Raw genomic sequence first — 17,741 nt, 5'->3', positions numbered from 1 at the left:
CGCCGGTCTTAAATCGGGGTGGATCGGACCCCATTTACACGCCAATGATGACGAGCTCCCAAAGGGACCCAGCCATGATGCGCGACAGCGCCACTCCGACGCGTAATCCGTTCAGCCGCCGTCGCGCGGCTCCTGCGGCGCCCGGGCTGATCTCGTCGTTGCAGGCCTATGGCGGGCTGCAGGCCTGGGCGGCGCGGGCGCATCGCCCGCTGCAATCGCTCGGCCGGATCGGCTCGCTGGAAGTCCGCCTTGCCCAGACGGCCGCCGAAGTACGCCAGGCCCAGAAGCTGCGCTACCGGGTATTCTACCAGGAAGGCACGGCGATCCCGAACCCGGGTCGCTTGTTTGCGCGCCGCGACGTCGATGGCTATGACGCGATCTGCGACCACCTGCTGGTGCTCGACCACGCCGCCCGCGAGGGAACGCCAGGCAACCGCCCGGCCGTCGTCGGCACTTATCGTCTCCTGCGACAGGCGCTCGCCGAAGATCATGGCGGCTTCTACACCGCCGGCGAGTTCGACATCAGCGGCCTCATCGAGCGCCACCGAAACCTGCAATTCCTCGAGCTCGGCCGCTCCTGCGTGCTGGCGCCGTACCGCAACAAGCGGACCGTCGAACTGCTTTGGCACGGTATCCATGCCTACATCACGCAGAACCGCTGCGATGTGATGATCGGCTGCGCCAGCCTCGACGGCACCGAGCCGAAGCGTCTGGCGCTGCCGCTGTCGTTTCTGCATCACTATGCCCGCGCGCCGGAAGAGTGGCGCGCGCAGGCTCTGCCCGAGCGCTATGTCGAGATGAATCGCATCTCCAAGGAATCGATCGACCCGAAGGAAGCGCTGCGTCAGTTGCCGCCCCTGGTGAAGGGCTATCTGCGGCTCGGCGCCTATATCGGAGACGGTGCCGTGGTGGATCACGAATTCGGCACCACCGACGTGCTGATCGTGCTGCCCGTGTCGGTGATCAAGCAGCGCTATATCGAGCACTTCGATCTCGGCCGCAGGGCGGCTTAACTGACCGCAAGCTGTTGCGCGGGGCCGACGGCCGCGAAGGCTTACAGCCTTCGCAGCGACACCTGATCGATCTGATGCGAGCCGGCCTTTTTCAGGATGAGATCTGCGCGCTGGCGCGTCGGCAGGATATTCTCGTGCAGGTTCACGAGGTTGATGCGCTCCCAGATCGACACCGCGGTCTTCACCGCCTCGTCATCCGACAGATCCGAATAGCGATGGAAGTATGATTTCGGATCGCGGAACGCCGTGCCGCGCAGCGTGAGGAATCGGTCGACGTACCAGCCTTTGAGCACGTCTTCATCGGCGTCGATATAAACCGAGAAATCGAAGAAATCGGACACGAAAGGAATGGCCTTGCCATCTTTCGGCAAACGGCCGGTCTGCAAGACATTGAGGCCTTCGACGATGAGAATGTCGGGCCGATTCACTTCGATCCACTGGTTGGGCACCACATCGTAGATCAAGTGCGAATAGATCGGCGCGCGCGCCGGCCGCCGGCCCGCCTTCACGTCGGAGAGGAAGTGCAACAAGGTCGCCAGATCGTAGCTTTCCGGGAACCCTTTCTTCTCCATCAGGCCTTCGCGCTCGAGCACGGCATTGGGAAACAGAAAGCCGTCCGTGGTGACGAGATCGACCTGCGGCGAAGCCGGCCAGCGCGCCAGCAAGGCCTGCAGCACGCGCGCGGTGGTCGATTTTCCGACCGCCACCGAACCGGCCACGCCGATGATGAATGGCATCTTCTCGTCTTCGACGCCCAGGAAACGTTCCTGCGCGCGGAACAACCGCTGGGTTGCCGTGACGTAAAGCGACAGGAGCCGTGACAAAGGCAGATAGATGTCCTCGACTTCCTTCATGTCGAGACGATCGTGCAGCGAGCGCAGCCGCGTCACCTCGTCGGAAGTCAGCGTCATCGGCGCATCTTCGCGCAGCGCCGCCCATTCTGCGCGCGAGAAGCTGCGATAGGGAGAAAGGTTGTTGTCGGTGCGCTGTTCCATCACGTCGCTTCTTTATTGCCGCGCATGATCTTGTCCGAAAACCGGTTCGCACATTTCAGGGTCATGCGCCCGGACGCGAAGCCTTTTCAGCGTGGCCCGACTGCGCAGTGCGCCGATCAAGCTCGGCTTCAATATCAGCCAAGGTTACGCCGCGCACCTTCATCAGGACCATGAGATGGTAGATGAGATCCGCGGCTTCCGACACGAGCCGGCCCTTGTCTTCCTGCACAGCGGCTATGGCCGTTTCGAAGGCCTCTTCGCCCATTTTCTTGGCGCAGTGCGCTGCGCCTTTATCGATCAGCGCGCGCGTATAGGACTGTTCGGCGCTGGCGCGCGCGCGCTCCTCGATACGCTTTTCCAGGTCGGCGAGAGTGAAGCGGGTCATGGACGCGTCCTTAGCATTTCTCGCATTGGCCGTCATTCCGGGGCTGGACGATGTCCGCGAGCCCGAAATGACACGATCTACGGATCCAGCCGCATCGGCAGACCGGCCTTGGCCATGAATTCCTTGGCCTGACGCACCGAGTATTCGCCGAAATGGAAGATAGAGGCCGCCAGAACCGCCGTGGCATGGCCGTCGCGGATACCGGCCACCATGTGATCGAGATTGCCGACGCCGCCGGACGCGATCACGGGGACCGGCACCGCATCGGCCACCGCGCGCGTCAGCGCGATGTCGAAGCCGGACTTGGTGCCGTCGCGGTCCATCGACGTAAGCAGGATTTCGCCGGCGCCGAGCGACACCACCTCACGCGCATAGGCGATGGCATCGAGCCCGGTCGGATTGCGGCCGCCGTGGGTAAAAATTTCCCAACGCGGCGCTTCATCATCCTTCGACACCTTCTTGGCGTCGATGGCGACGACGATGCACTGATCGCCGAATTTCTCGGCGGCTTCCTTGACGAAAGCACGCCGCGTCACCGCCGCGGTGTTGATCGACACCTTGTCGGCGCCGCAGGTAAGCAGCTTGCGAATGTCATCGACGGTGCGCACGCCGCCGCCAACGGTAAGCGGCATGAAGCAGGCTTCAGCCGTGCGCGTTACCACGTCGAAGATGGTGTCGCGGTTTTCGTGGCTGGCGGTGATGTCGAGAAAGCAAAGCTCGTCGGCGCCGGCGGCGTCATAGGCCACCGCCGCTTCCACCGGATCGCCGGCGTCACGCAGGTCGACGAAATTGACGCCCTTGACGACTCGACCATCCTTGACGTCGAGGCAGGGTATGACGCGGACCTTGAACATCAGTGGGCTGCCTCGGCATCGCGGATCATGCGCAGCGCTTCCGGCACGTCGAGCCGGCCGTCATAAATGGCGCGGCCGGCAATGGCCCCTTCCAGCTTGCGCGCGCGGGGCTCCAGCAGCGTACGGACATCGTCCATCGAGGCAAGCCCACCGGATGCGATGACCGGAATTGAAATCGCTTCGGCCAGGGCGATGGTCGCGTCCCAGTTGATGCCCTTGAGCATACCGTCGCGCGCAATGTCGGTGTAGATGATCGCCGACACGCCGGCATCCTCGAAGCGGCGCGCGATGTCGAGCACGGTCAATTCGGAAGCTTCGGCCCAACCCTCGACCGCGACCTTGCCGTCGCGCGCGTCGAGACCGACCGCAACGCGGCCGTGATATTTCTTCGCCGCCTCCTTGACGAAATCGGGGTCGCGCACCGCAGCAGTGCCGATGATGACGCGATCGACGCCCTTGCCGAGCCAACCTTCAACAGTCGCCATGTCGCGCACGCCGCCACCGAGCTGCACCGGAATACCGATGGTTTCGAGAATGCGATCGACCGCATCGGCGTTCACCGGCTTGCCGGCAAAGGCGCCGTCGAGATCGACGATGTGCAAATAGCGGAAGCCCTGCATCTCGAAGGCGCGTGCCTGCGCTGCCGGATCGCGATGGAACACGGTGGCGCGCGCCATGTCGCCCTGCTCCAGACGCACGGCGAGGCCTTCCTTCAGGTCAATGGCGGGAAAAAGAATCATGGCATCCATTTCAAAAAGTTCGCAATCAACCGCAGGCCGAGCTTCTGGCTCTTCTCGGGATGAAACTGCGTGCCGACGATGTTGTCACGGCCAACGATGGCCGTAAGTGGTCCGCCGTAATCGGCCTGCGCGACCAAGTCTTCCTTGCGCGCGGGTTTGAACGCGTAGGAGTGGACAAAATAGGCGTGCAGGCCGTCCGGCCCGAGCGGAATTTCGTCGAGCAGCGGATGCATCGTTTTTAGGTCGAGCGTGTTCCAGCCCATGTGCGGGATCTTCAAGCTCTGATCGGACGGCGTGATCTTGTCGACCTCGCCCGCAATCCAGCCAAGCCCCGGCGTCACCTGATACTCAAGGCCGCGGTCGGCCATCAACTGCATGCCGACGCAAATGCCGAAGAACGGCCGACCCTTCTTGCGCACGGTGTCTTCCAGAGCGTCGATCATGCCCGGCACGCTTTCGAGCCCGCGTTTGCAATCGGCATAGGCGCCGACTCCGGGCAGCACAACGCGATCCGCTTTCGCCACGTCGTCCGGCTTGGAGGTCACGAGGATCGGCTGGTCATGCCCGCTCTCGCGCGCTGCGCGTTCAAACGCCTTGGCCGCCGAGTGCAGATTGCCCGAGCCGTAGTCAACAATAGCGACGCTCATCGCGACGCTCCCGGCTCGGGGAACAGGCCGATGACATCGGAAGATGTTGGCGGACCACGCCGCACCGGCGCCGCATAGACCGGCGCGGGCGCGGCCGGAGTTGCCGGCGCAGTTTGGCCCCAGGCCGCGAAGAAGCGGCGCTCGGCGAGCTCCTCGTTTTCGGCGACGACGAAACCGAGTGTCTTCCATTGGCGCCGCTGCAAGGTCCAGCGCTGGATGGTTGCCGCTTCAAATCCGATGACAATGCTGAGCATCAGCTCGACCACAAGGCGCCAGCCGCCCGGCACCTTGGCGAAGGCCATGCCGAATTCGATCGCCACCGAGATCACGACATAAACAATCAGCGCCAGCCATAACCGCTTGGCGACGAACCACAGCGGCGGCAGCACAAAGGCCCAGAAATGAAAGCCATCGCGCACGAAGACGAAACGTTCCGGATTGGCAACGCTCTCGCTCTTGCGCGGTCGCGGCTCGTGTACGGTGTAAGTGGGCATTGGCTACTCGTTACATTCCCGGTCATGCCCCGCGAAGGCGGAGCATCCAGCCGTCATACGCGAAGCAAAGGCTGGATCGTCCGCTTTCGCGGACGATGACGTCATCAGTTACCCAGCGTGCCCTTGGTCGAGGGCACTTCGTCCTTGGTGCGCTCGTCAATGGCGACAGCGCTGCGCAGACAACGCGCCAGACCCTTGAAGCAGGATTCGGCGATATGATGGTCGTTGGTGCCATACAGGCATTCGACATGCAGCGTCACGCCGGCATTCATGGCGAAAGCCTGGAACCATTCCTGCACCAGTTCGGTGTCGAACTGCCCGACCTTGTCGCGGCCGAACTCGGCCTTGAAGATCAGGAACGGCCGTCCGGAAATGTCGAGGGCGACGCGGGTCAGCGTCTCGTCCATCGGCATGTGGACGTCGGCATAGCGGCCGATGCCCTTCATGTCGCCGAGCGCCTGCTTCACCGCCTGGCCGAGCGCGATGCCGGTATCCTCGGCGGTGTGGTGGAAATCGATATGCAGATCGCCAACCGCCTTCACCGTTATGTCGATGCGCGAATGCCGCGCCAGAAGATCGAGCATATGGTCGAGGAAGCCGATTCCGGTCGCAATCTGCGAACGGCCCTTGCCATCGAGATCGACCGTGACCTCGATATCGGTTTCCTTGGTCTTGCGCTTGATGGTGGCGGTGCGCATCGGGGCTAAATCCTCGTTTCGGCGGCCTTTTATCAGGGGTTGCGTGGTTATGCCACAGCGAGGCCGTTCCGCCGCCCCCGAGGGGTCATTCGACCCGCAGCACCGTTAACAAACGCCAGCCACCGTCGGGCGTCTGCCATTCGATCGACTCGCCGACCGGAAGGCCGATCAGGGCCGCACCGACCGGCGTCAGGACCGAAATCCGGCCGTGCGCCAGGTCGGCCTCGTCCGGATAGACAAGCGTGATGGTCCGGGCCTGGGCGGTGGTGTCGTCCCGGAACGTCACCGTCGATCCCATGGCCACCACGCCACACGGCGCCGTTTCCGATGGCACGACGGTGGCGCGGGCGACTTCGCGCGCCAGGAAATCGCTCGTCGGCGACGACGCAGCCGCGCTCGCGAGGCGATCCAGCCGGTCGCAATCCGACCGGCTCAAGGTGATAGGGGGCAGTTCCTTGCGGTTCATGATGCTGCGCTTTCTTCAGATTGAATGGAGGCTCGTGGCGACCGGCGACCGGGACGGACCGCCCAGGCTTTCGACACAGGCGACGTGCCTGACGCCTTCGATGCTCTGGTAGGCGATCTCGCTGCCCACCCGCAGGCCGAGCAGCGCCGCACCAAGCGGCGACAGTACCGACAGATGCAGCTCCGGGAGACGGTAGTCCTGCGGACAGACCAGCAGGCGCCGTTCCGGCCGCCAGCCGCGATCGGAGCGGAACGCCACCCAGCGGTCGAGTGTCACCGCGTCGGTGGGAAAGTCGCGGGCGGACAACACGCTGGCGCGCGACAACTCACACGCCAGAAACGCCGCGACCGGATGACGATCCGCAGAGGCCTGGCGCACAACCTCGTCGAGGCGAGGTTGGTCGGATTCCGGAATGCTCACCGGAGGTAACGGCACGTATTTCATGAAAGCGTTCGCAGGCTGGCGTGGCGCCCTCGCGTGAGAGCAAAGATAAGCGCCAATGGAAGATGACGAATGTCAGCAATGACCCGGGACGACAGACGTCGCCCGGGTTACCTGCCTGCGTGCAGGTGACCCGCGCGGGAAAAACGGCGTGCTGCGTGACGCGCTTGCGTGATCATGCCCCAAATCTAGGTAGTCGGACAGGGTTGTCAATGCGCGGCGCGGCGTGCGTCATTGCGACCCATCGGGCGGTTTGCATACGCCATGACGGACGCCTACATGTTGGCAAATCACGGGTTTTATCCATGGCATCCAGCGACATTCCTTCCTGGCACGGCACGACGATCCTGACGGTTCGCAAAGGCGGCACCGTGGTGATCGGCGGCGACGGCCAAGTCTCGATCGGCCAGACCATCGTCAAGGCCAACGCCAAAAAAGTGCGCAAGCTCGGCAAAGGTGATGTCATCGGCGGCTTTGCCGGTGCCACGGCGGATGCGTTCACGTTGTTCGAGCGGCTGGAATCGAAGCTCGAGCAATATCCTGGGCAACTCCTGCGGGCCGCAGTCGAACTGGCCAAGGATTGGCGCACCGACCGCTATTTGCGGCGACTCGAGGCCATGATGATCGTGGCCGACGCCCAGGTTTCGCTGGTGCTGACCGGCAATGGCGACGTGCTGGAACCGGAATCGGGCGTCGCGGGCATCGGCTCCGGCGGCAACTATGCGCTGGCCTCGGCCCGCGCCTTGCTCGACACCGATGCCAGCGCCGAAACGATCGTACGCAAGTCGCTCGATATCGCCGCCGACATCTGCGTCTACACGAACCGCAATGTCACAATCGAGTCGCTGAAGACGGCCTGATGACTCCGTCCACCTACCAGTTTCGTCCGATGCATGCCGGCGATCTTCCGCTGGTGCGCGACTGGCTGACCGTGCCGCATGTCGCCGCGTGGTGGCACGATGCCAACGCCTTTGAGTTTGTCAGCGGCGATCTCGATCATCACGACATGGGCCAGTTCATCGTCTCCTGTGCCGATCGCCCTTTCGCTTACCTGCAGTGCTACCGCATCGGTGACTGGCATAAGGGCTTCGGTCCGCAGCCGGACGGAACGCGCGGGCTCGATCAGTTCATCGCCGATGAAGAGATGGTTGGGCGCGGCCATGGCTCGGCGTTCATTCGCGCCTTCAGTGAGAGCCTCCTGAAGTCCGGGGCGCCGCGCATCGTGCTAGACCCCCAGCCCACCAACGCTCGCGCGATCCGCGCCTATGAGAAAGCCGGTTTTAGGCGCACCGGTGAAATTGATACGCCCGACGGCCGCGCTCTTTTGATGGTACGTGACGCATGACCGACTTCTCCCCGCGTGAAATCGTTTCCGAACTCGACCGCTTCATTGTCGGCCAGCACGACGCCAAGCGCGCGGTGGCGATCGCGCTGCGCAATCGCTGGCGCCGACAGCAGCTCGACGAGAAGCTGCGTGAGGAAGTGCTGCCGAAGAACATTCTGATGATCGGACCGACCGGCGTCGGCAAGACCGAGATTTCGCGGCGTTTGGCGAAGCTGGCCGGCGCGCCGTTCCTCAAGGTGGAAGCCACCAAGTTCACCGAGGTCGGCTATGTCGGCCGCGACGTCGAGCAGATCGTGCGCGACCTTGTCGAAATCGCGATTTCGTTGACGCGCGACAAGAAGCGCAAGGACGTTCAGGTTCGCGCCGAACAGGCCGCCGAAGAGCGCGTGATCGATGCTCTGGTCGGCCCGGGTTCGGGCCCGTCGACGCGTGAAAGCTTCCGCCGCAAGCTGCGCGCCGGCGAACTCAACGACAAGGAAATCGAAATAGAACTGCAGGCCGGCGCTCAGGGCATGCCGATGTTCGAAATTCCCGGCATGCCGGGCGCGCAGATGGGTGCCATCAATATCGGCGACATCTTCGGCAAGATGGGCGGCGGCCGCACCAAGACGCGGCGCGTCACCGTGGAAGAATCGCATTCGATTCTGCTCAATGAAGAAAGCGACAAACTGCTCGACAACGACCAGCTTGTGCAGGAGGCGGTCCGCGCCGTGGAGCAGAACGGCATCGTCTTCCTCGACGAGATCGACAAGATCGCCGGCAGCGAACGCCGCGGCGGCGCCGACGTGTCGCGCGAGGGCGTGCAGCGCGATCTGTTGCCCCTGATCGAAGGCACCACCGTCAACACTAAGCATGGCCCGGTCAAGACCGACCACATCCTGTTCATCGCCTCCGGCGCTTTTCACATTTCCAAGCCATCGGACCTGCTGCCGGAACTGCAGGGCCGCCTGCCGATCCGCGTCGAGCTCAAGGCGCTGTCGCGCGATGACTTCCGCCGCATCCTTACCGAGCCGGAAGCCTCGTTGATCAAGCAGTATGTCGCGCTGCTCGGCACCGAAGGTGTCACCCTGGATTTCTCCGAGGACGCCATCGACGCCATCGCCAATATCGCCGTGTCGGTGAACAGTGCGATTGAGAACATCGGCGCACGGCGTCTGCAAACGGTCATGGAACGCATTCTCGACGAGATCTCTTTTGCCGCCACCGACCGCGCCGGCGAGACGGTGCGTATCGACGCCGCCTATGTGGAAAAACACATCGGCGACCTCGCCAAGAACGCCGACCTCTCCCGGTTCATCCTGTAAGCCTGCCGAATTCTGTCAGACGTCCCGAAGCGGCCGCGGCTCCCGCACAGGGGGAGCTGTGCGGCGCGCCGGGTTTACGGCTACAATTATCGGTTGAATTTTGACCCCGCATTTACAACGGCCGGGGTAGGAATAAAACTTGGCCGGGGAGCTAGGGCATGGCCGCAAGCAGCCGGGGCAAGACCGATCCCGAATCGACGATCATGCGCGCCTCGCCGGGCGCGCATCTTCGCGCCGAACTGCGGCGGCTCGGCCTCGACCAGGTGGCCGTCAGCAAAGCGACTGGCGTTTCGCGGCAGTCGGTCAACAACATCATCAACGGACGGCAGGCGATTTCACGGGCCATGGCCGGCAAGCTCGGCCGTCTGACCGGGCACGGTTCGGACTATTGGCTAAGCGAGTGGTTCTCGGAAAACGGCGCGCCGGTGCGGGCGGCCATCTCGGGCATTCTCGTCAATCACCAGATCGCGCGGGCGGTCCACGATGGCATTATCGCCATCGAGCCCTTTATTTCAGGGCATTTGCGGCCCGCCTCGATTGATCTGACCCTCGGCACTCAGGCGGTGAGCGAGGGCAGAAAAGTGGCGCTGTCACTCAAACGGGTCTTCGCGCTGCGCCCGGGCGGCTTGCTCAGTGCCACCACTGCCGAACACGTCGAACTGCCGCTCGACCATCTTGGACGACTCGGCGGATTGACCTCTCTGTCCGCCGCCGGCCTCGTTTTGAATGCACCGTTGCAGATTGCGCCGGGGTTCAGGGGCGTGCTGCGTTTCGCCCTGTTCAATGCGGGTTCCGATATCATCCCATTGCGCGCCGGCGAGCCCATCGCCGCCCTGGAAATCATGCGGCTCGCCGCCGCGCCCGAAGCGAGCTGACGGAACGGTTGTGTCAAGTCGCATATAAAATACTCTTGACACATGCATTTGCCCGCGACCTATACTTGCGGTTGAAAGGCTTGGCGGTGACAAGGGGGTATCGCGAAGATGAGGACGCGCAAGCAAAGATCGTCTCAGGCCGTCGCCAGCGACCGTCGGCTGCACGACGAGATCGAAGCTGATGTTTTCGAGATCTGGATCGGCGTGTCGCGCCTGATGTCGCGGCTGCGCGAGCCTTATACGCCGTTCAAGGCAAGCCGGCGGCCGGCGCGGCGGCGCCGTCACGGGCCGGGCGAGCAACGGCCTGAGAATGCCGCGTCTTAGTCCTTGATGGTCGTTGTCGGATCGGTCAGCGCCACCGGATCGGACGCCGGGAAGGTCTCGATCAGTCCTTCTTCCAGTTCGCGCTCGATCAGCGCTTGCCGCGGCGACGGCTTCCGGCTTGCGGCCTTCTTCTTGAGTTTTCTGACCGTTTTCTTCTTCGCGGACTTTTTTGTTTTCTTCGACAGCGGCCGTTTCACCGACCGTGCAGCTGTTGTCCTGGTTTTCTTTTTGGCTCTGGTTTTGGTCTTCAGCTTCTTCGTGCGTTTCTTCGCCATGTTCGGTTTCCTTGACCTTGTTGCGGTCAATCCCGCGCGCGCCGCACCCTTACATACAGTGCGCCTTCGCCGCCATGCGCGATATGCGCATCCTCGAAGCCAACAACATAATCGCGAAACTCGGGCAGCGACAGCCACTGCGGTACCTGCCGACGCAGCACGCCGCGTTCGCGGCCTTCGTCATGGCTACCGGCTTTGCCTTTGCCGGTGATCACCAGAACCAGACGGGCATCGCGCGCGCTCGCCGTCCGCAAGAAACGCAGCAACGCATGATGCGCCTCGCTTTGTGTCAGGCCATGCAAATCGAGCCGCGCATCGATCTCATGCTTGCCGCGCGCGACATTGCGTTTGGCGCGGCGTGACAAAGGTGGCGCGATCGGCGCAGGCTTCGGCGGTGACGGCGCGATCAGCGTCTCGGGAGGCTGCGGTTTCACTTCCGACTTGGCTTTGGGCACAGGTTGCCGCGCATCCGATGCCGCCGGCTCAGGACCAGCCGGCGCTGCGTCGGGTCGCAACGGCTTCATGCTCTGCGTCACCGTCGACCACAACACCCGTTCGTCGTAGGTCAGAACGCGTCGCCTGCCATCGCGACTCATGGGCCTGGCCTGTCAGGGTCGCGACGCGATGCCGGCGACAATCGCACCTGGCCGCGGCTTGGGTAGCGGAACGTCCCGGGCCAGCGCACCGGAGCCCGACAGCGTCACTTCGCGCGGCACCAGCATGACAAAGCGGCCGAACTGCTTGACGCGCCCGGCAATGCTGCCGACGTCGTTGCCGTAGCCGAAATAAATATCGGCCCGCGCCGGGCCGACAATGGCCGAGCCGGTATCCTGAGCGATCATGAGCCGACGCAGCGGCGTTTCCGGCCTTTCGCTGGCGATCGGCAATTCGGCGTCGATCCAGATCGGCGTGCCATAGACATGCAGCGATTTGTCGACCGCAACCGAACGCAGCGGCGTCAGCGGTACGCCCTGCGCGCCGATGCACTCCTCATGCTCGGCGAGCGGCTGTTCCTGGAAAAACACGAAGGAGCGGTTCTTGCGCCGCAGCTCCTTGCCTTCTTCCGGGTTGGCTTCCATCCAGTCGCGGATGCGATCCATCGACATGTCTTCCTTGGCGATGATGCCGCGGTCGATCAGGAAGCGCCCGACCGGCGTGTAGGGATGACCGTTGCTGGCAATGTAATTGAGCCGCATGGTCTTGCCATCGTCGAGGCGCACGCGCGTCGACCCCTGGATCTGCGCGAAGAAAACATCGACCGGATTCTTCACCCAGCAGATTTCCAGACCCTTGCCGGCGAGCGCGCCCTCCTCGATCTGGGTGCGATCGAGATGGCCGAAGACCTTGCTCACCTTGCCTTTGATGGTGGCAAGTGGCGCCGTATAGACCGGCACCTTGTACTCTTCGGTGCGCGTTCGCGAGCCCTGCACTTCCGGCTCGTAATAGCCGGTGAAGAAACCTTCGCTCTGCCCGCTGGCGGCAACGCGATAGGCGCGGAATTCCTGCTCGAAGAAATCACGCGCCCGGTCGCGGTCGAGCTTGCCGAGTGCGATGGCCTTTGTACAGGCGGTGTAGAGGCCGCCATAAATCGGCTTGGCCTTGCGCATCTTTGGCGTGCCGTGACGAATGGCGCCACAGCTCTTCAGGAAGGCCGCATAGGCGGCGGCGTGGTCGTCATCGTCCCACCCTGTGAGCGCGGCAAATTCGACCGGCTCGACAGCGGCTTTGGGCAAGGTCACGGCATTGGCCGGTGAAGCAATGGCCGCGATGAAGCAGGCGGCGGCGAGAACACTTGCCGAATTGCTGAGCCCGCCCCCCGGCATATGGTCACTGCCCGGCTTCGGTCGCGACCAGCTTCCAGTTCGGGTCGCGCGAAGAGGCGTCGCGCGCAAAGGTCCAGACGTCGGTGACGTCTGTGACGCTCTCGGCATTGCCTTCGATCACCTCGCCCGCCTTGTTGCGGGTGGCCGTTACCAGCTTCGACTGGAAGCGTACGGTGAGCTGCACGCTGCGACCGCGCACCTCCGCATTGGTGATGACAGATTTGTCGATCGAGACGAAACGGCTCTCGACGGTTTCGCCGCGCTTTTCACGCTCGGTGATCGCCGCCTCAAAGCCCTCGGCGACTTCGCGCGACAACAGATTGCGCAAGGTACGGCGGTCGCCCTCGGCATAGGCCGTGACGATCATCTCGTAAGCGGCGCGCGCGCCAGTGAGGAAGTGATTGACGTCGAAGCTGCGGTCGGCCACCGCCACCGCATCGAGGCCGTTGGCCACGGCAGAGCCGGCTTCGGCAATGCCCTTCCAGCGCTCGACCGGCGCCGATTCCGCGGCCGCGTCATCGGGCTTACGCGTGGCTTCCGTCGGCCGGTTGGGAATCTGAACCACGTTGTCGCCCGCCGGACGGACCGGCTCGCGTGCGGCATAAGGATCGTAAGGCGGCCGTTCACGGCCGGTGCGCTGACCGAGCACGCTGCGCAGCCGCAGGAAAATGAACACCGCGAGCGCCAGAAAGATGATGGTGTAGATATCGAACACGTCTTGCATTCTTTCGGCTACCGTACCGGAAGCAGCTCTACGTCCGGCCTTCCGGGTTCTTGAATTAAGGCCGCCCGACGAATGGCGATTGGGCGTACCCGCCTTATCTAAGGCCGCGGACACGCCGATCCAGAGGTTTCGCGCCGATTTCGCGGCGCATTTTGGATGTGCCGGACCTTAGACGATCATGGCGCAGACGCCAACATCGCCGGCCAATCAGAGGAAGACCCATGAATGTGGCAAAATGGCTGTTGCTGGCCTTCCTGGCGCTGCCGCTGGCCGAGTTGGCCGCCTTCGTCGCCCTTGCCGCGGCTTGGGGCTTCGTCCCTGCTTTGGCGCTGCTGATCGGCCTTTCGCTCGCCGGCGGTGTGATTTTGCGCTGGGCCGGCGGCCACCACGTCCAGCGGGTGCGCGTGGCGATGCGCGATGGCTTTGCGCGGCAGGATTTCACCGCTTTTAGCGCTGACGGCCCCGGCGGTCTGACACTGCTGGGCGGATTGCTGCTGGCGATCCCCGGATTGATCACCGGCGCGATCGGGCTATTGGTTCTGCTCGTGCCGCTTTGGCACGCCCTCGGTGGGGCGCTTGGCCGCAGGCCGCCCGTCGCGTCGCCTGATGGCGTGGTCGATCTCGAGCCCGAGCAGTGGCGCCGGGTCGACGACCCGCGGCTGCCCGGCCAGAATCGCGACGGCGCCGGGCGCTGATCCGCCGCATTTACGATGCCGGGAAAGTCTCCGCAGAGGCTGCGACAACATGGACCGGCATCCTTGTTCGGTCCGGGGGGCCGTGTTAGCCAACCGCCGCGAAAACAGAGGGAACTTCCATGACGACCACGAATGGCGGCCAGGCTCAGAACGGCAACCCGGAGCAGGTGCCGCAGCTCAATGTCGTGGCGCAGTACATCAAGGATTTCTCGTTCGAGAATCCGAACGCGCCGAAGTCGCTTGTCACCGGCGAGCAGCCGCAGATCGGCATCCAGATCAACGTCAACGCCGCGCCGCTCTCGGACACCGACATCGAGGTCGTGCTGCACCTGTCCGGCAAGGCGGAGAACGCCGGCAGCCTTCTGTTCAGCTTCGATCTTGCTTTCGGCGGCGTGTTCCGCATTCGCAACGTGCCGCAGGAGAGCCTGAACGCCGTGGTGCTGATTGAATGCCCGCGCCTGCTGTTCCCCTTCGCGCGCGAGATCATCGCGACCACCGTGCGCAATGGCGGCTTCCCGCCGCTGCTGCTCGATCCGGTCGATTTCGTCGCGCTGTATCGTCAGAAGATGGAACAAGTCGCCGCGCAGCAGCCGCCCGCCGGCAACTGACCGCTCACAGATACTTCCGCCATACGGCTTCTTCGCCGAGCGTGCCGACGAACTCGCGATGCGCAGCGAGCTCTGCGTCGGTCAGCCGCGGCTTGAGCGGCGCCGGGCGGGCGCGTACCGTTGTCGCGCCACCGACCGCGAAAACACTCGGCGCAACGCTTTCGGCAAGGCCGAGCGAAGCCTGACGACCGCCGAGCAACTCCAGATAGACCTCGGCCAGGATCTCGGCATCGAGCAGCGCGCCGTGCTTGGTGCGGCGTGAATTATCGATGCCATAGCGGCCGCACAGCGCATCGAGGTTGTAAGGTCCGGCAGAATGCTTGCGCCGCGCCAGCGCCAGCGTATCGACGAGCCGCTCGCGCGCGATCAGCGTACGTTTGACGAGCTTGAGCTCGGCGCACAGGAATTTGTGATCGAATTCGGCATTGTGGATCACCAGCGGCGCGTCGTCGCCGATGAAGGCGAGAAAGTCGTCGACGATCTCCGCAAACCTGCGGTGCCCGCTCAGGAACTCCGCCGACAGGCCGTGGACATTGAAGGCCTCCAGCGGCATGTCGCGTTCCGGATTGACATAGACGTGGAACGTCTGCCCGGTCGGAATGCGATTGAGCAATTCGACACAGCCGAGCTCGACCAGACGATGCCCCTGATTGGGATCGAGGCCGGTGGTTTCGGTGTCGAGGACGATTTCGCGCATGGGCGTGGAGTCTTACTGCTGATTCGCCATCTTACGCACCTGGCGCAAAATCTCACGCACTTGATCGCGCGCCGCGTCGAAACCGCGCGACGTATCCACGATGAAATCGGCCCGGGCCCGCTTTTGCTCATCCGGCATCTGCTTGGCCAGAATGGCGGCAAAACGCTCTTCGGTCATGCCGGGGCGCGCCAGGACGCGCTCGCGCTGCAGTTCGGCGGGCGCTGAGACCACCACCACGGCGTCGCAGTTCAGATCGCTGCCGGTCTCGTAGAGCAACGGTATATCGAGAACCACAATGTCGGCGCCGGCCTTTTCGGCGCCGGTCAGGAAATCGTCGCGTTCCCGCGCGACCAGCGGATGCACGATCTTTTCCAGCTTCGCCATCGCATCCGGCTTGCCGATGACCATCGCGCCGAGTTTGGCGCGGTCGACCTTTCCGTCCGCTGTCGTCCCGGGAAAGGCCGCTTCGATCAGCGCCGTCGCCTTGCCTTCGTAGAGCGCATGGACCGCGGCGTCGGCGTCCTGCACTGGTATGCCTTCGTCGGCGAACATCTTCGCCGTCGCCGTTTTTCCCATGCCGATCGAGCCGGTCAGGCCAAGCACAAACATTGCTTTTGTCTCTCAGCCATCGACCATGTTGCTGTCGCGAAAGAACTTCAACAGCGGCAACAGCGGCAGCCCGAGAATGGTGAAGTAATCGCCATCGACGCGGTCGAACAGATGAATACCGATACCTTCGAGCTGATAGGCACCGACGCTGGTCAGCGCAACGTCTCCTGTCATATCGAGATAATCGTCGAGAAAACGATCGGAAAAGTCGCGCATGGTCAACCGCGCGGTATCGACGAGTTCGAACAGCACCTCGCCATCGCGCACCACTGCGAGGCCGGAATGCAGTTCGTGCGTGCGGCCGCGCAAGATCCGCAGTTGCGACGACGCCTCCTCGCGACTGGCCGGCTTGGTCAGGCGCGCCGAGCCGTGCGCCAAAGTCTGGTCAGCACCGAGCACGACATGACCGGGCATTTGCGCGGCCACCGCCATGGCTTTCGCCCGCGCCAGCAGCCGCGCGGCGGCCAGAGCGTCGCTCACTTTCGCGTCCGCCTCGACGGCGCGTTCGTCGATCTGGGCCGGCCGAATACCGAAACGCAGCCCCGCGGCGGCGAGAATCTTGCCGCGGATGTCGCTCTTCGATGCAAGAACCAATGGCTGCTGGCCTAACCAGAGAGGCATGATTTTTCTTTCGTCATTCGGGAGTCGGCCGGGACGCTAGCGCCTGCGTACCGGAGTGACACCAGACAATTTACATCGAGGCCGGCTGTCGCCGCCGTTCGCCGAGCAGTTTGACAATGGCGGCCGCGGTCTCCTCGATCGAGCGCCGCGTCACGTCGATCAACGGCCAGTTGTGCTTGGCGCAAAGCCGGCGAGAATAGGCGACCTCTTCCGCAACGGCGGCCTTGTCGATATAGCGATCGTCGTCGCGGTGCGCCTTCAAACCGAGCAGGCGGTTTTCGCGAATCTGCACAATACGCTCAGGGCTGGCATAGAGCCCGACGACCAGGGGGCGCGTCAGCTTTTCGACTTCCGGCGCCAGCATCACGCCGGGCACCAACGGCACGTTGCCGGTCTTGATACCGCGATTGGCGAGATAGATGGAGGTCGGTGTCTTCGAGGTGCGCGACACGCCGATCAGGACCACGTCGGCGTCGTCTAGGCCGGCGACATGCTGGCCGTCGTCATGCATCATCGTGTAATTAAGGGCGTCGATACGATTGAAATATTCCGCATTAAGAACGTGCTGCGCACCGGCGCGGTGGATGGTTTCGGTACCGAGATAGGACTGGAACAGGCGCAGGATCGGCCCCAGTACCGACATGCAGGGCAGACCAAGGTCGCGGCATTTGTCCTCGAGAAGCTGAATCAGATCCTCTTCGAGCAAGGTATAGAGGACGAGACCCGGCGACTCGGTGATTTCGGCGAGACAATGGTCGAGCTGCTTCTTCGAGCGCACCATCGGATAAAGATGCTCGACCGGCGATACATTGGCATATTGCGCGGCCGCGGCGCGCGCGACCGTGATCAGCGTTTCGCCGGTCGCGTCGGACACCAGATGCAAATGAAAGTAGCCTGTATCGGACATCTGTATGGCGGCCGGGCAAAGTGTGGATTGCCGGGGATGGTTTGGACCCCGGGACCGGCATGTAAGCGGGCGCGGCGGGATAGGTCAATTTTTGTCCACACCGCCGTCCTCGGGGACGAACGAAAGCAGATCGGACGACAGGGCGGGTCCCAATGTGGACAGTGCTCTGGGGACAGAGTTGGATAAGTCGCTTAAATGGCG

At 63.4% G+C, this 17,741-nt stretch carries 25 protein-coding genes; 8 read left to right on the top strand and 17 right to left on the bottom strand.

Features of this window, described 5'->3' with window-relative positions:
* Positions 1 to 74 precede the first annotated feature (74 nt).
* Positions 75 to 1,013, top strand: a complete 939-nt coding sequence (gene olsB, locus DXH78_RS05420) for a l-ornithine N(alpha)-acyltransferase (protein WP_210209510.1) — start codon at positions 75 to 77, stop codon at positions 1,011 to 1,013.
* A gap of 41 nt (positions 1,014 to 1,054) precedes the next feature.
* Here olsB and coaA read toward each other — a convergent pair whose 3' ends face one another.
* The 9 genes from coaA to DXH78_RS05375 all read right to left on the bottom strand — a co-directional run bounded on the left by coaA (position 1,055) and on the right by DXH78_RS05375 (position 6,736).
* Positions 1,055 to 2,008 carry a type I pantothenate kinase gene (coaA, locus tag DXH78_RS05415; protein ID WP_115516098.1) on the bottom strand — a complete coding sequence of 318 codons (954 nt, stop codon included), beginning with the start codon at positions 2,006 to 2,008 and terminating at the stop codon, positions 1,055 to 1,057.
* Positions 2,009 to 2,069: 61 nt separating this feature from the next.
* Positions 2,070 to 2,393, bottom strand: coding sequence for a phosphoribosyl-ATP diphosphatase (locus tag DXH78_RS05410; RefSeq protein ID WP_115516097.1), 324 nt, complete (start codon positions 2,391 to 2,393; stop codon positions 2,070 to 2,072).
* 77 nt (positions 2,394 to 2,470) lie between these two features.
* Positions 2,471 to 3,247 (bottom strand): imidazole glycerol phosphate synthase subunit HisF, encoded by a 777-nt coding sequence (gene hisF / locus DXH78_RS05405; RefSeq protein ID WP_115516096.1) that lies wholly within the window; start codon positions 3,245 to 3,247, stop codon positions 2,471 to 2,473.
* A complete protein-coding gene (gene hisA / locus DXH78_RS05400) occupies positions 3,247 to 3,996 on the bottom strand; it encodes a 1-(5-phosphoribosyl)-5-[(5-phosphoribosylamino)methylideneamino]imidazole-4-carboxamide isomerase (RefSeq protein ID WP_210209509.1) in 750 nt (249 codons plus the stop codon). Before hisA ends, hisF begins: the two co-directional genes overlap by 1 nt.
* The gene (gene hisH / locus DXH78_RS05395) at positions 3,984 to 4,634 is read right to left on the bottom strand and encodes an imidazole glycerol phosphate synthase subunit HisH (RefSeq protein WP_115516095.1); all 651 of its coding nucleotides are present in this window, start codon (positions 4,632 to 4,634) and stop codon (positions 3,984 to 3,986) included. The genes hisA and hisH overlap by 13 nt, the downstream gene beginning before the upstream one ends.
* Entirely contained in the window at positions 4,631 to 5,128 is a 498-nt protein-coding gene (locus DXH78_RS05390) for a DUF2628 domain-containing protein (RefSeq protein WP_115516094.1), read from the bottom strand. The genes hisH and DXH78_RS05390 overlap by 4 nt, the downstream gene beginning before the upstream one ends.
* 104 nt (positions 5,129 to 5,232) lie before the next feature.
* Complete coding sequence (gene hisB / locus DXH78_RS05385; protein ID WP_115516093.1) at positions 5,233 to 5,826, bottom strand: imidazoleglycerol-phosphate dehydratase HisB; 594 nt, start codon at positions 5,824 to 5,826, stop codon at positions 5,233 to 5,235.
* Positions 5,827 to 5,911: 85 nt separating this feature from the next.
* Complete coding sequence (gene rnk / locus DXH78_RS05380) at positions 5,912 to 6,292, bottom strand: nucleoside diphosphate kinase regulator (RefSeq protein WP_115516092.1); 381 nt, start codon at positions 6,290 to 6,292, stop codon at positions 5,912 to 5,914.
* Positions 6,293 to 6,307: 15 nt separating this feature from the next.
* Positions 6,308 to 6,736: a GreA/GreB family elongation factor gene (locus tag DXH78_RS05375; protein WP_115516091.1), complete on the bottom strand. Its 429-nt coding sequence runs from the start codon at positions 6,734 to 6,736 to the stop codon at positions 6,308 to 6,310.
* Between the two features lie 302 nt (positions 6,737 to 7,038).
* Between DXH78_RS05375 and hslV the strand changes: the two genes are divergently transcribed.
* The 5 genes from hslV (at position 7,039) to DXH78_RS05350 (ending at position 10,581) form a co-directional block, all read left to right on the top strand.
* A complete protein-coding gene (hslV, locus tag DXH78_RS05370; RefSeq protein WP_115516090.1) occupies positions 7,039 to 7,593 on the top strand; it encodes an ATP-dependent protease subunit HslV in 555 nt (184 codons plus the stop codon).
* Between the two features lie 29 nt (positions 7,594 to 7,622).
* Positions 7,623 to 8,078 (top strand): GNAT family N-acetyltransferase, encoded by a 456-nt coding sequence (locus tag DXH78_RS05365; protein ID WP_430727468.1) that lies wholly within the window; start codon positions 7,623 to 7,625, stop codon positions 8,076 to 8,078.
* On the top strand, positions 8,075 to 9,382 hold the full coding sequence (hslU, locus tag DXH78_RS05360) for an ATP-dependent protease ATPase subunit HslU (RefSeq protein ID WP_115516088.1): 1,308 nt from the start codon (positions 8,075 to 8,077) through the stop codon (positions 9,380 to 9,382). Before DXH78_RS05365 ends, hslU begins: the two co-directional genes overlap by 4 nt.
* A gap of 158 nt (positions 9,383 to 9,540) precedes the next feature.
* Positions 9,541 to 10,257: a dCTP deaminase domain-containing protein gene (locus DXH78_RS05355; RefSeq protein WP_115516087.1), complete on the top strand. Its 717-nt coding sequence runs from the start codon at positions 9,541 to 9,543 to the stop codon at positions 10,255 to 10,257.
* A 108-nt stretch (positions 10,258 to 10,365) separates the two neighbouring features.
* On the top strand, positions 10,366 to 10,581 hold the full coding sequence (locus DXH78_RS05350; protein ID WP_115516086.1) for a hypothetical protein: 216 nt from the start codon (positions 10,366 to 10,368) through the stop codon (positions 10,579 to 10,581).
* Here DXH78_RS05350 and DXH78_RS05345 read toward each other — a convergent pair.
* From DXH78_RS05345 to DXH78_RS05330, 4 genes are read right to left on the bottom strand one after another with little or no spacing between them, the layout of a single operon-like run.
* Entirely contained in the window at positions 10,578 to 10,856 is a 279-nt protein-coding gene (locus DXH78_RS05345; protein ID WP_115516085.1) for a hypothetical protein, read from the bottom strand. The genes DXH78_RS05350 and DXH78_RS05345 overlap by 4 nt on opposite strands.
* Before the next feature lie 26 nt (positions 10,857 to 10,882).
* Positions 10,883 to 11,452 carry a Smr/MutS family protein gene (locus DXH78_RS05340; protein ID WP_115516084.1) on the bottom strand — a complete coding sequence of 190 codons (570 nt, stop codon included), beginning with the start codon at positions 11,450 to 11,452 and terminating at the stop codon, positions 10,883 to 10,885.
* Positions 11,453 to 11,464: 12 nt separating this feature from the next.
* Complete coding sequence (mltA, locus tag DXH78_RS05335; protein WP_115516083.1) at positions 11,465 to 12,679, bottom strand: murein transglycosylase A; 1,215 nt, start codon at positions 12,677 to 12,679, stop codon at positions 11,465 to 11,467.
* Between the two features lie 4 nt (positions 12,680 to 12,683).
* The gene (locus DXH78_RS05330; protein WP_115516082.1) at positions 12,684 to 13,403 is read right to left on the bottom strand and encodes a Tim44/TimA family putative adaptor protein; all 720 of its coding nucleotides are present in this window, start codon (positions 13,401 to 13,403) and stop codon (positions 12,684 to 12,686) included.
* 221 nt (positions 13,404 to 13,624) lie between these two features.
* Here DXH78_RS05330 and DXH78_RS05325 point away from each other — a divergent pair, with 221 nt between their 5' ends.
* Together DXH78_RS05325 and secB are read left to right on the top strand one after the other, a co-directional pair.
* The gene (locus DXH78_RS05325) at positions 13,625 to 14,098 is read left to right on the top strand and encodes an FxsA family protein (protein WP_115516081.1); all 474 of its coding nucleotides are present in this window, start codon (positions 13,625 to 13,627) and stop codon (positions 14,096 to 14,098) included.
* Positions 14,099 to 14,217: 119 nt separating this feature from the next.
* Positions 14,218 to 14,706, top strand: a complete 489-nt coding sequence (gene secB, locus DXH78_RS05320) for a protein-export chaperone SecB (RefSeq protein ID WP_115516080.1) — start codon at positions 14,218 to 14,220, stop codon at positions 14,704 to 14,706.
* Between the two features lie 4 nt (positions 14,707 to 14,710).
* On the opposite strand, the gene dnaQ is transcribed toward secB, so the two are convergent.
* The 4 genes from dnaQ to DXH78_RS05300 all read right to left on the bottom strand — a co-directional run bounded on the left by dnaQ (position 14,711) and on the right by DXH78_RS05300 (position 17,540).
* Positions 14,711 to 15,403, bottom strand: a complete 693-nt coding sequence (gene dnaQ / locus DXH78_RS05315; protein WP_115516079.1) for a DNA polymerase III subunit epsilon — start codon at positions 15,401 to 15,403, stop codon at positions 14,711 to 14,713.
* 12 nt (positions 15,404 to 15,415) lie between these two features.
* Positions 15,416 to 16,012: a dephospho-CoA kinase gene (gene coaE / locus DXH78_RS05310; protein ID WP_115516078.1), complete on the bottom strand. Its 597-nt coding sequence runs from the start codon at positions 16,010 to 16,012 to the stop codon at positions 15,416 to 15,418.
* Positions 16,013 to 16,024: 12 nt separating this feature from the next.
* Positions 16,025 to 16,633: a Maf family protein gene (locus tag DXH78_RS05305; protein ID WP_115516077.1), complete on the bottom strand. Its 609-nt coding sequence runs from the start codon at positions 16,631 to 16,633 to the stop codon at positions 16,025 to 16,027.
* A 70-nt stretch (positions 16,634 to 16,703) separates the two neighbouring features.
* Positions 16,704 to 17,540: a pyruvate, water dikinase regulatory protein gene (locus DXH78_RS05300; protein WP_115516076.1), complete on the bottom strand. Its 837-nt coding sequence runs from the start codon at positions 17,538 to 17,540 to the stop codon at positions 16,704 to 16,706.
* Positions 17,541 to 17,741: the final 201 nt, after the last annotated feature.

The sequence above is a fragment of the Undibacter mobilis genome (assembly GCF_003367195.1).
In the GTDB taxonomy this organism is placed as follows: Bacteria; Pseudomonadota; Alphaproteobacteria; order Rhizobiales; family Xanthobacteraceae; genus Pseudolabrys; species Pseudolabrys mobilis.
Note: the sequence above shows the minus strand (reverse complement) of the source record. Positions and strands in the feature narration are given on the sequence as shown.

Bases quoted from the DNA above. Each gene is read 5' to 3' on its own strand.
- olsB (WP_210209510.1), top strand. From the start codon at position 75: ATGATGCGCGACAGCGCCACTCCGACGCGTAATCCGTTCAGCCGCCGT.
- coaA (WP_115516098.1), bottom strand. From the start codon at position 2,008: ATGGAACAGCGCACCGACAACAACCTTTCTCCCTATCGCAGCTTCTCG.
- DXH78_RS05410 (WP_115516097.1), bottom strand. From the start codon at position 2,393: ATGACCCGCTTCACTCTCGCCGACCTGGAAAAGCGTATCGAGGAGCGC.
- hisF (WP_115516096.1), bottom strand. From the start codon at position 3,247: ATGTTCAAGGTCCGCGTCATACCCTGCCTCGACGTCAAGGATGGTCGA.
- hisA (WP_210209509.1), bottom strand. From the start codon at position 3,996: ATGGATGCCATGATTCTTTTTCCCGCCATTGACCTGAAGGAAGGCCTC.
- hisH (WP_115516095.1), bottom strand. From the start codon at position 4,634: ATGAGCGTCGCTATTGTTGACTACGGCTCGGGCAATCTGCACTCGGCG.
- DXH78_RS05390 (WP_115516094.1), bottom strand. From the start codon at position 5,128: ATGCCCACTTACACCGTACACGAGCCGCGACCGCGCAAGAGCGAGAGC.
- hisB (WP_115516093.1), bottom strand. From the start codon at position 5,826: ATGCGCACCGCCACCATCAAGCGCAAGACCAAGGAAACCGATATCGAG.
- rnk (WP_115516092.1), bottom strand. From the start codon at position 6,292: ATGAACCGCAAGGAACTGCCCCCTATCACCTTGAGCCGGTCGGATTGC.
- DXH78_RS05375 (WP_115516091.1), bottom strand. From the start codon at position 6,736: ATGAAATACGTGCCGTTACCTCCGGTGAGCATTCCGGAATCCGACCAA.
- hslV (WP_115516090.1), top strand. From the start codon at position 7,039: ATGGCATCCAGCGACATTCCTTCCTGGCACGGCACGACGATCCTGACG.
- DXH78_RS05365 (WP_430727468.1), top strand. From the start codon at position 7,623: ATGCATGCCGGCGATCTTCCGCTGGTGCGCGACTGGCTGACCGTGCCG.
- hslU (WP_115516088.1), top strand. From the start codon at position 8,075: ATGACCGACTTCTCCCCGCGTGAAATCGTTTCCGAACTCGACCGCTTC.
- DXH78_RS05355 (WP_115516087.1), top strand. From the start codon at position 9,541: ATGGCCGCAAGCAGCCGGGGCAAGACCGATCCCGAATCGACGATCATG.
- DXH78_RS05350 (WP_115516086.1), top strand. From the start codon at position 10,366: ATGAGGACGCGCAAGCAAAGATCGTCTCAGGCCGTCGCCAGCGACCGT.
- DXH78_RS05345 (WP_115516085.1), bottom strand. From the start codon at position 10,856: ATGGCGAAGAAACGCACGAAGAAGCTGAAGACCAAAACCAGAGCCAAA.
- DXH78_RS05340 (WP_115516084.1), bottom strand. From the start codon at position 11,452: ATGAGTCGCGATGGCAGGCGACGCGTTCTGACCTACGACGAACGGGTG.
- mltA (WP_115516083.1), bottom strand. From the start codon at position 12,679: ATGCCGGGGGGCGGGCTCAGCAATTCGGCAAGTGTTCTCGCCGCCGCC.
- DXH78_RS05330 (WP_115516082.1), bottom strand. From the start codon at position 13,403: ATGCAAGACGTGTTCGATATCTACACCATCATCTTTCTGGCGCTCGCG.
- DXH78_RS05325 (WP_115516081.1), top strand. From the start codon at position 13,625: ATGAATGTGGCAAAATGGCTGTTGCTGGCCTTCCTGGCGCTGCCGCTG.
- secB (WP_115516080.1), top strand. From the start codon at position 14,218: ATGACGACCACGAATGGCGGCCAGGCTCAGAACGGCAACCCGGAGCAG.
- dnaQ (WP_115516079.1), bottom strand. From the start codon at position 15,403: ATGCGCGAAATCGTCCTCGACACCGAAACCACCGGCCTCGATCCCAAT.
- coaE (WP_115516078.1), bottom strand. From the start codon at position 16,012: ATGTTTGTGCTTGGCCTGACCGGCTCGATCGGCATGGGAAAAACGGCG.
- DXH78_RS05305 (WP_115516077.1), bottom strand. From the start codon at position 16,633: ATGCCTCTCTGGTTAGGCCAGCAGCCATTGGTTCTTGCATCGAAGAGC.
- DXH78_RS05300 (WP_115516076.1), bottom strand. From the start codon at position 17,540: ATGTCCGATACAGGCTACTTTCATTTGCATCTGGTGTCCGACGCGACC.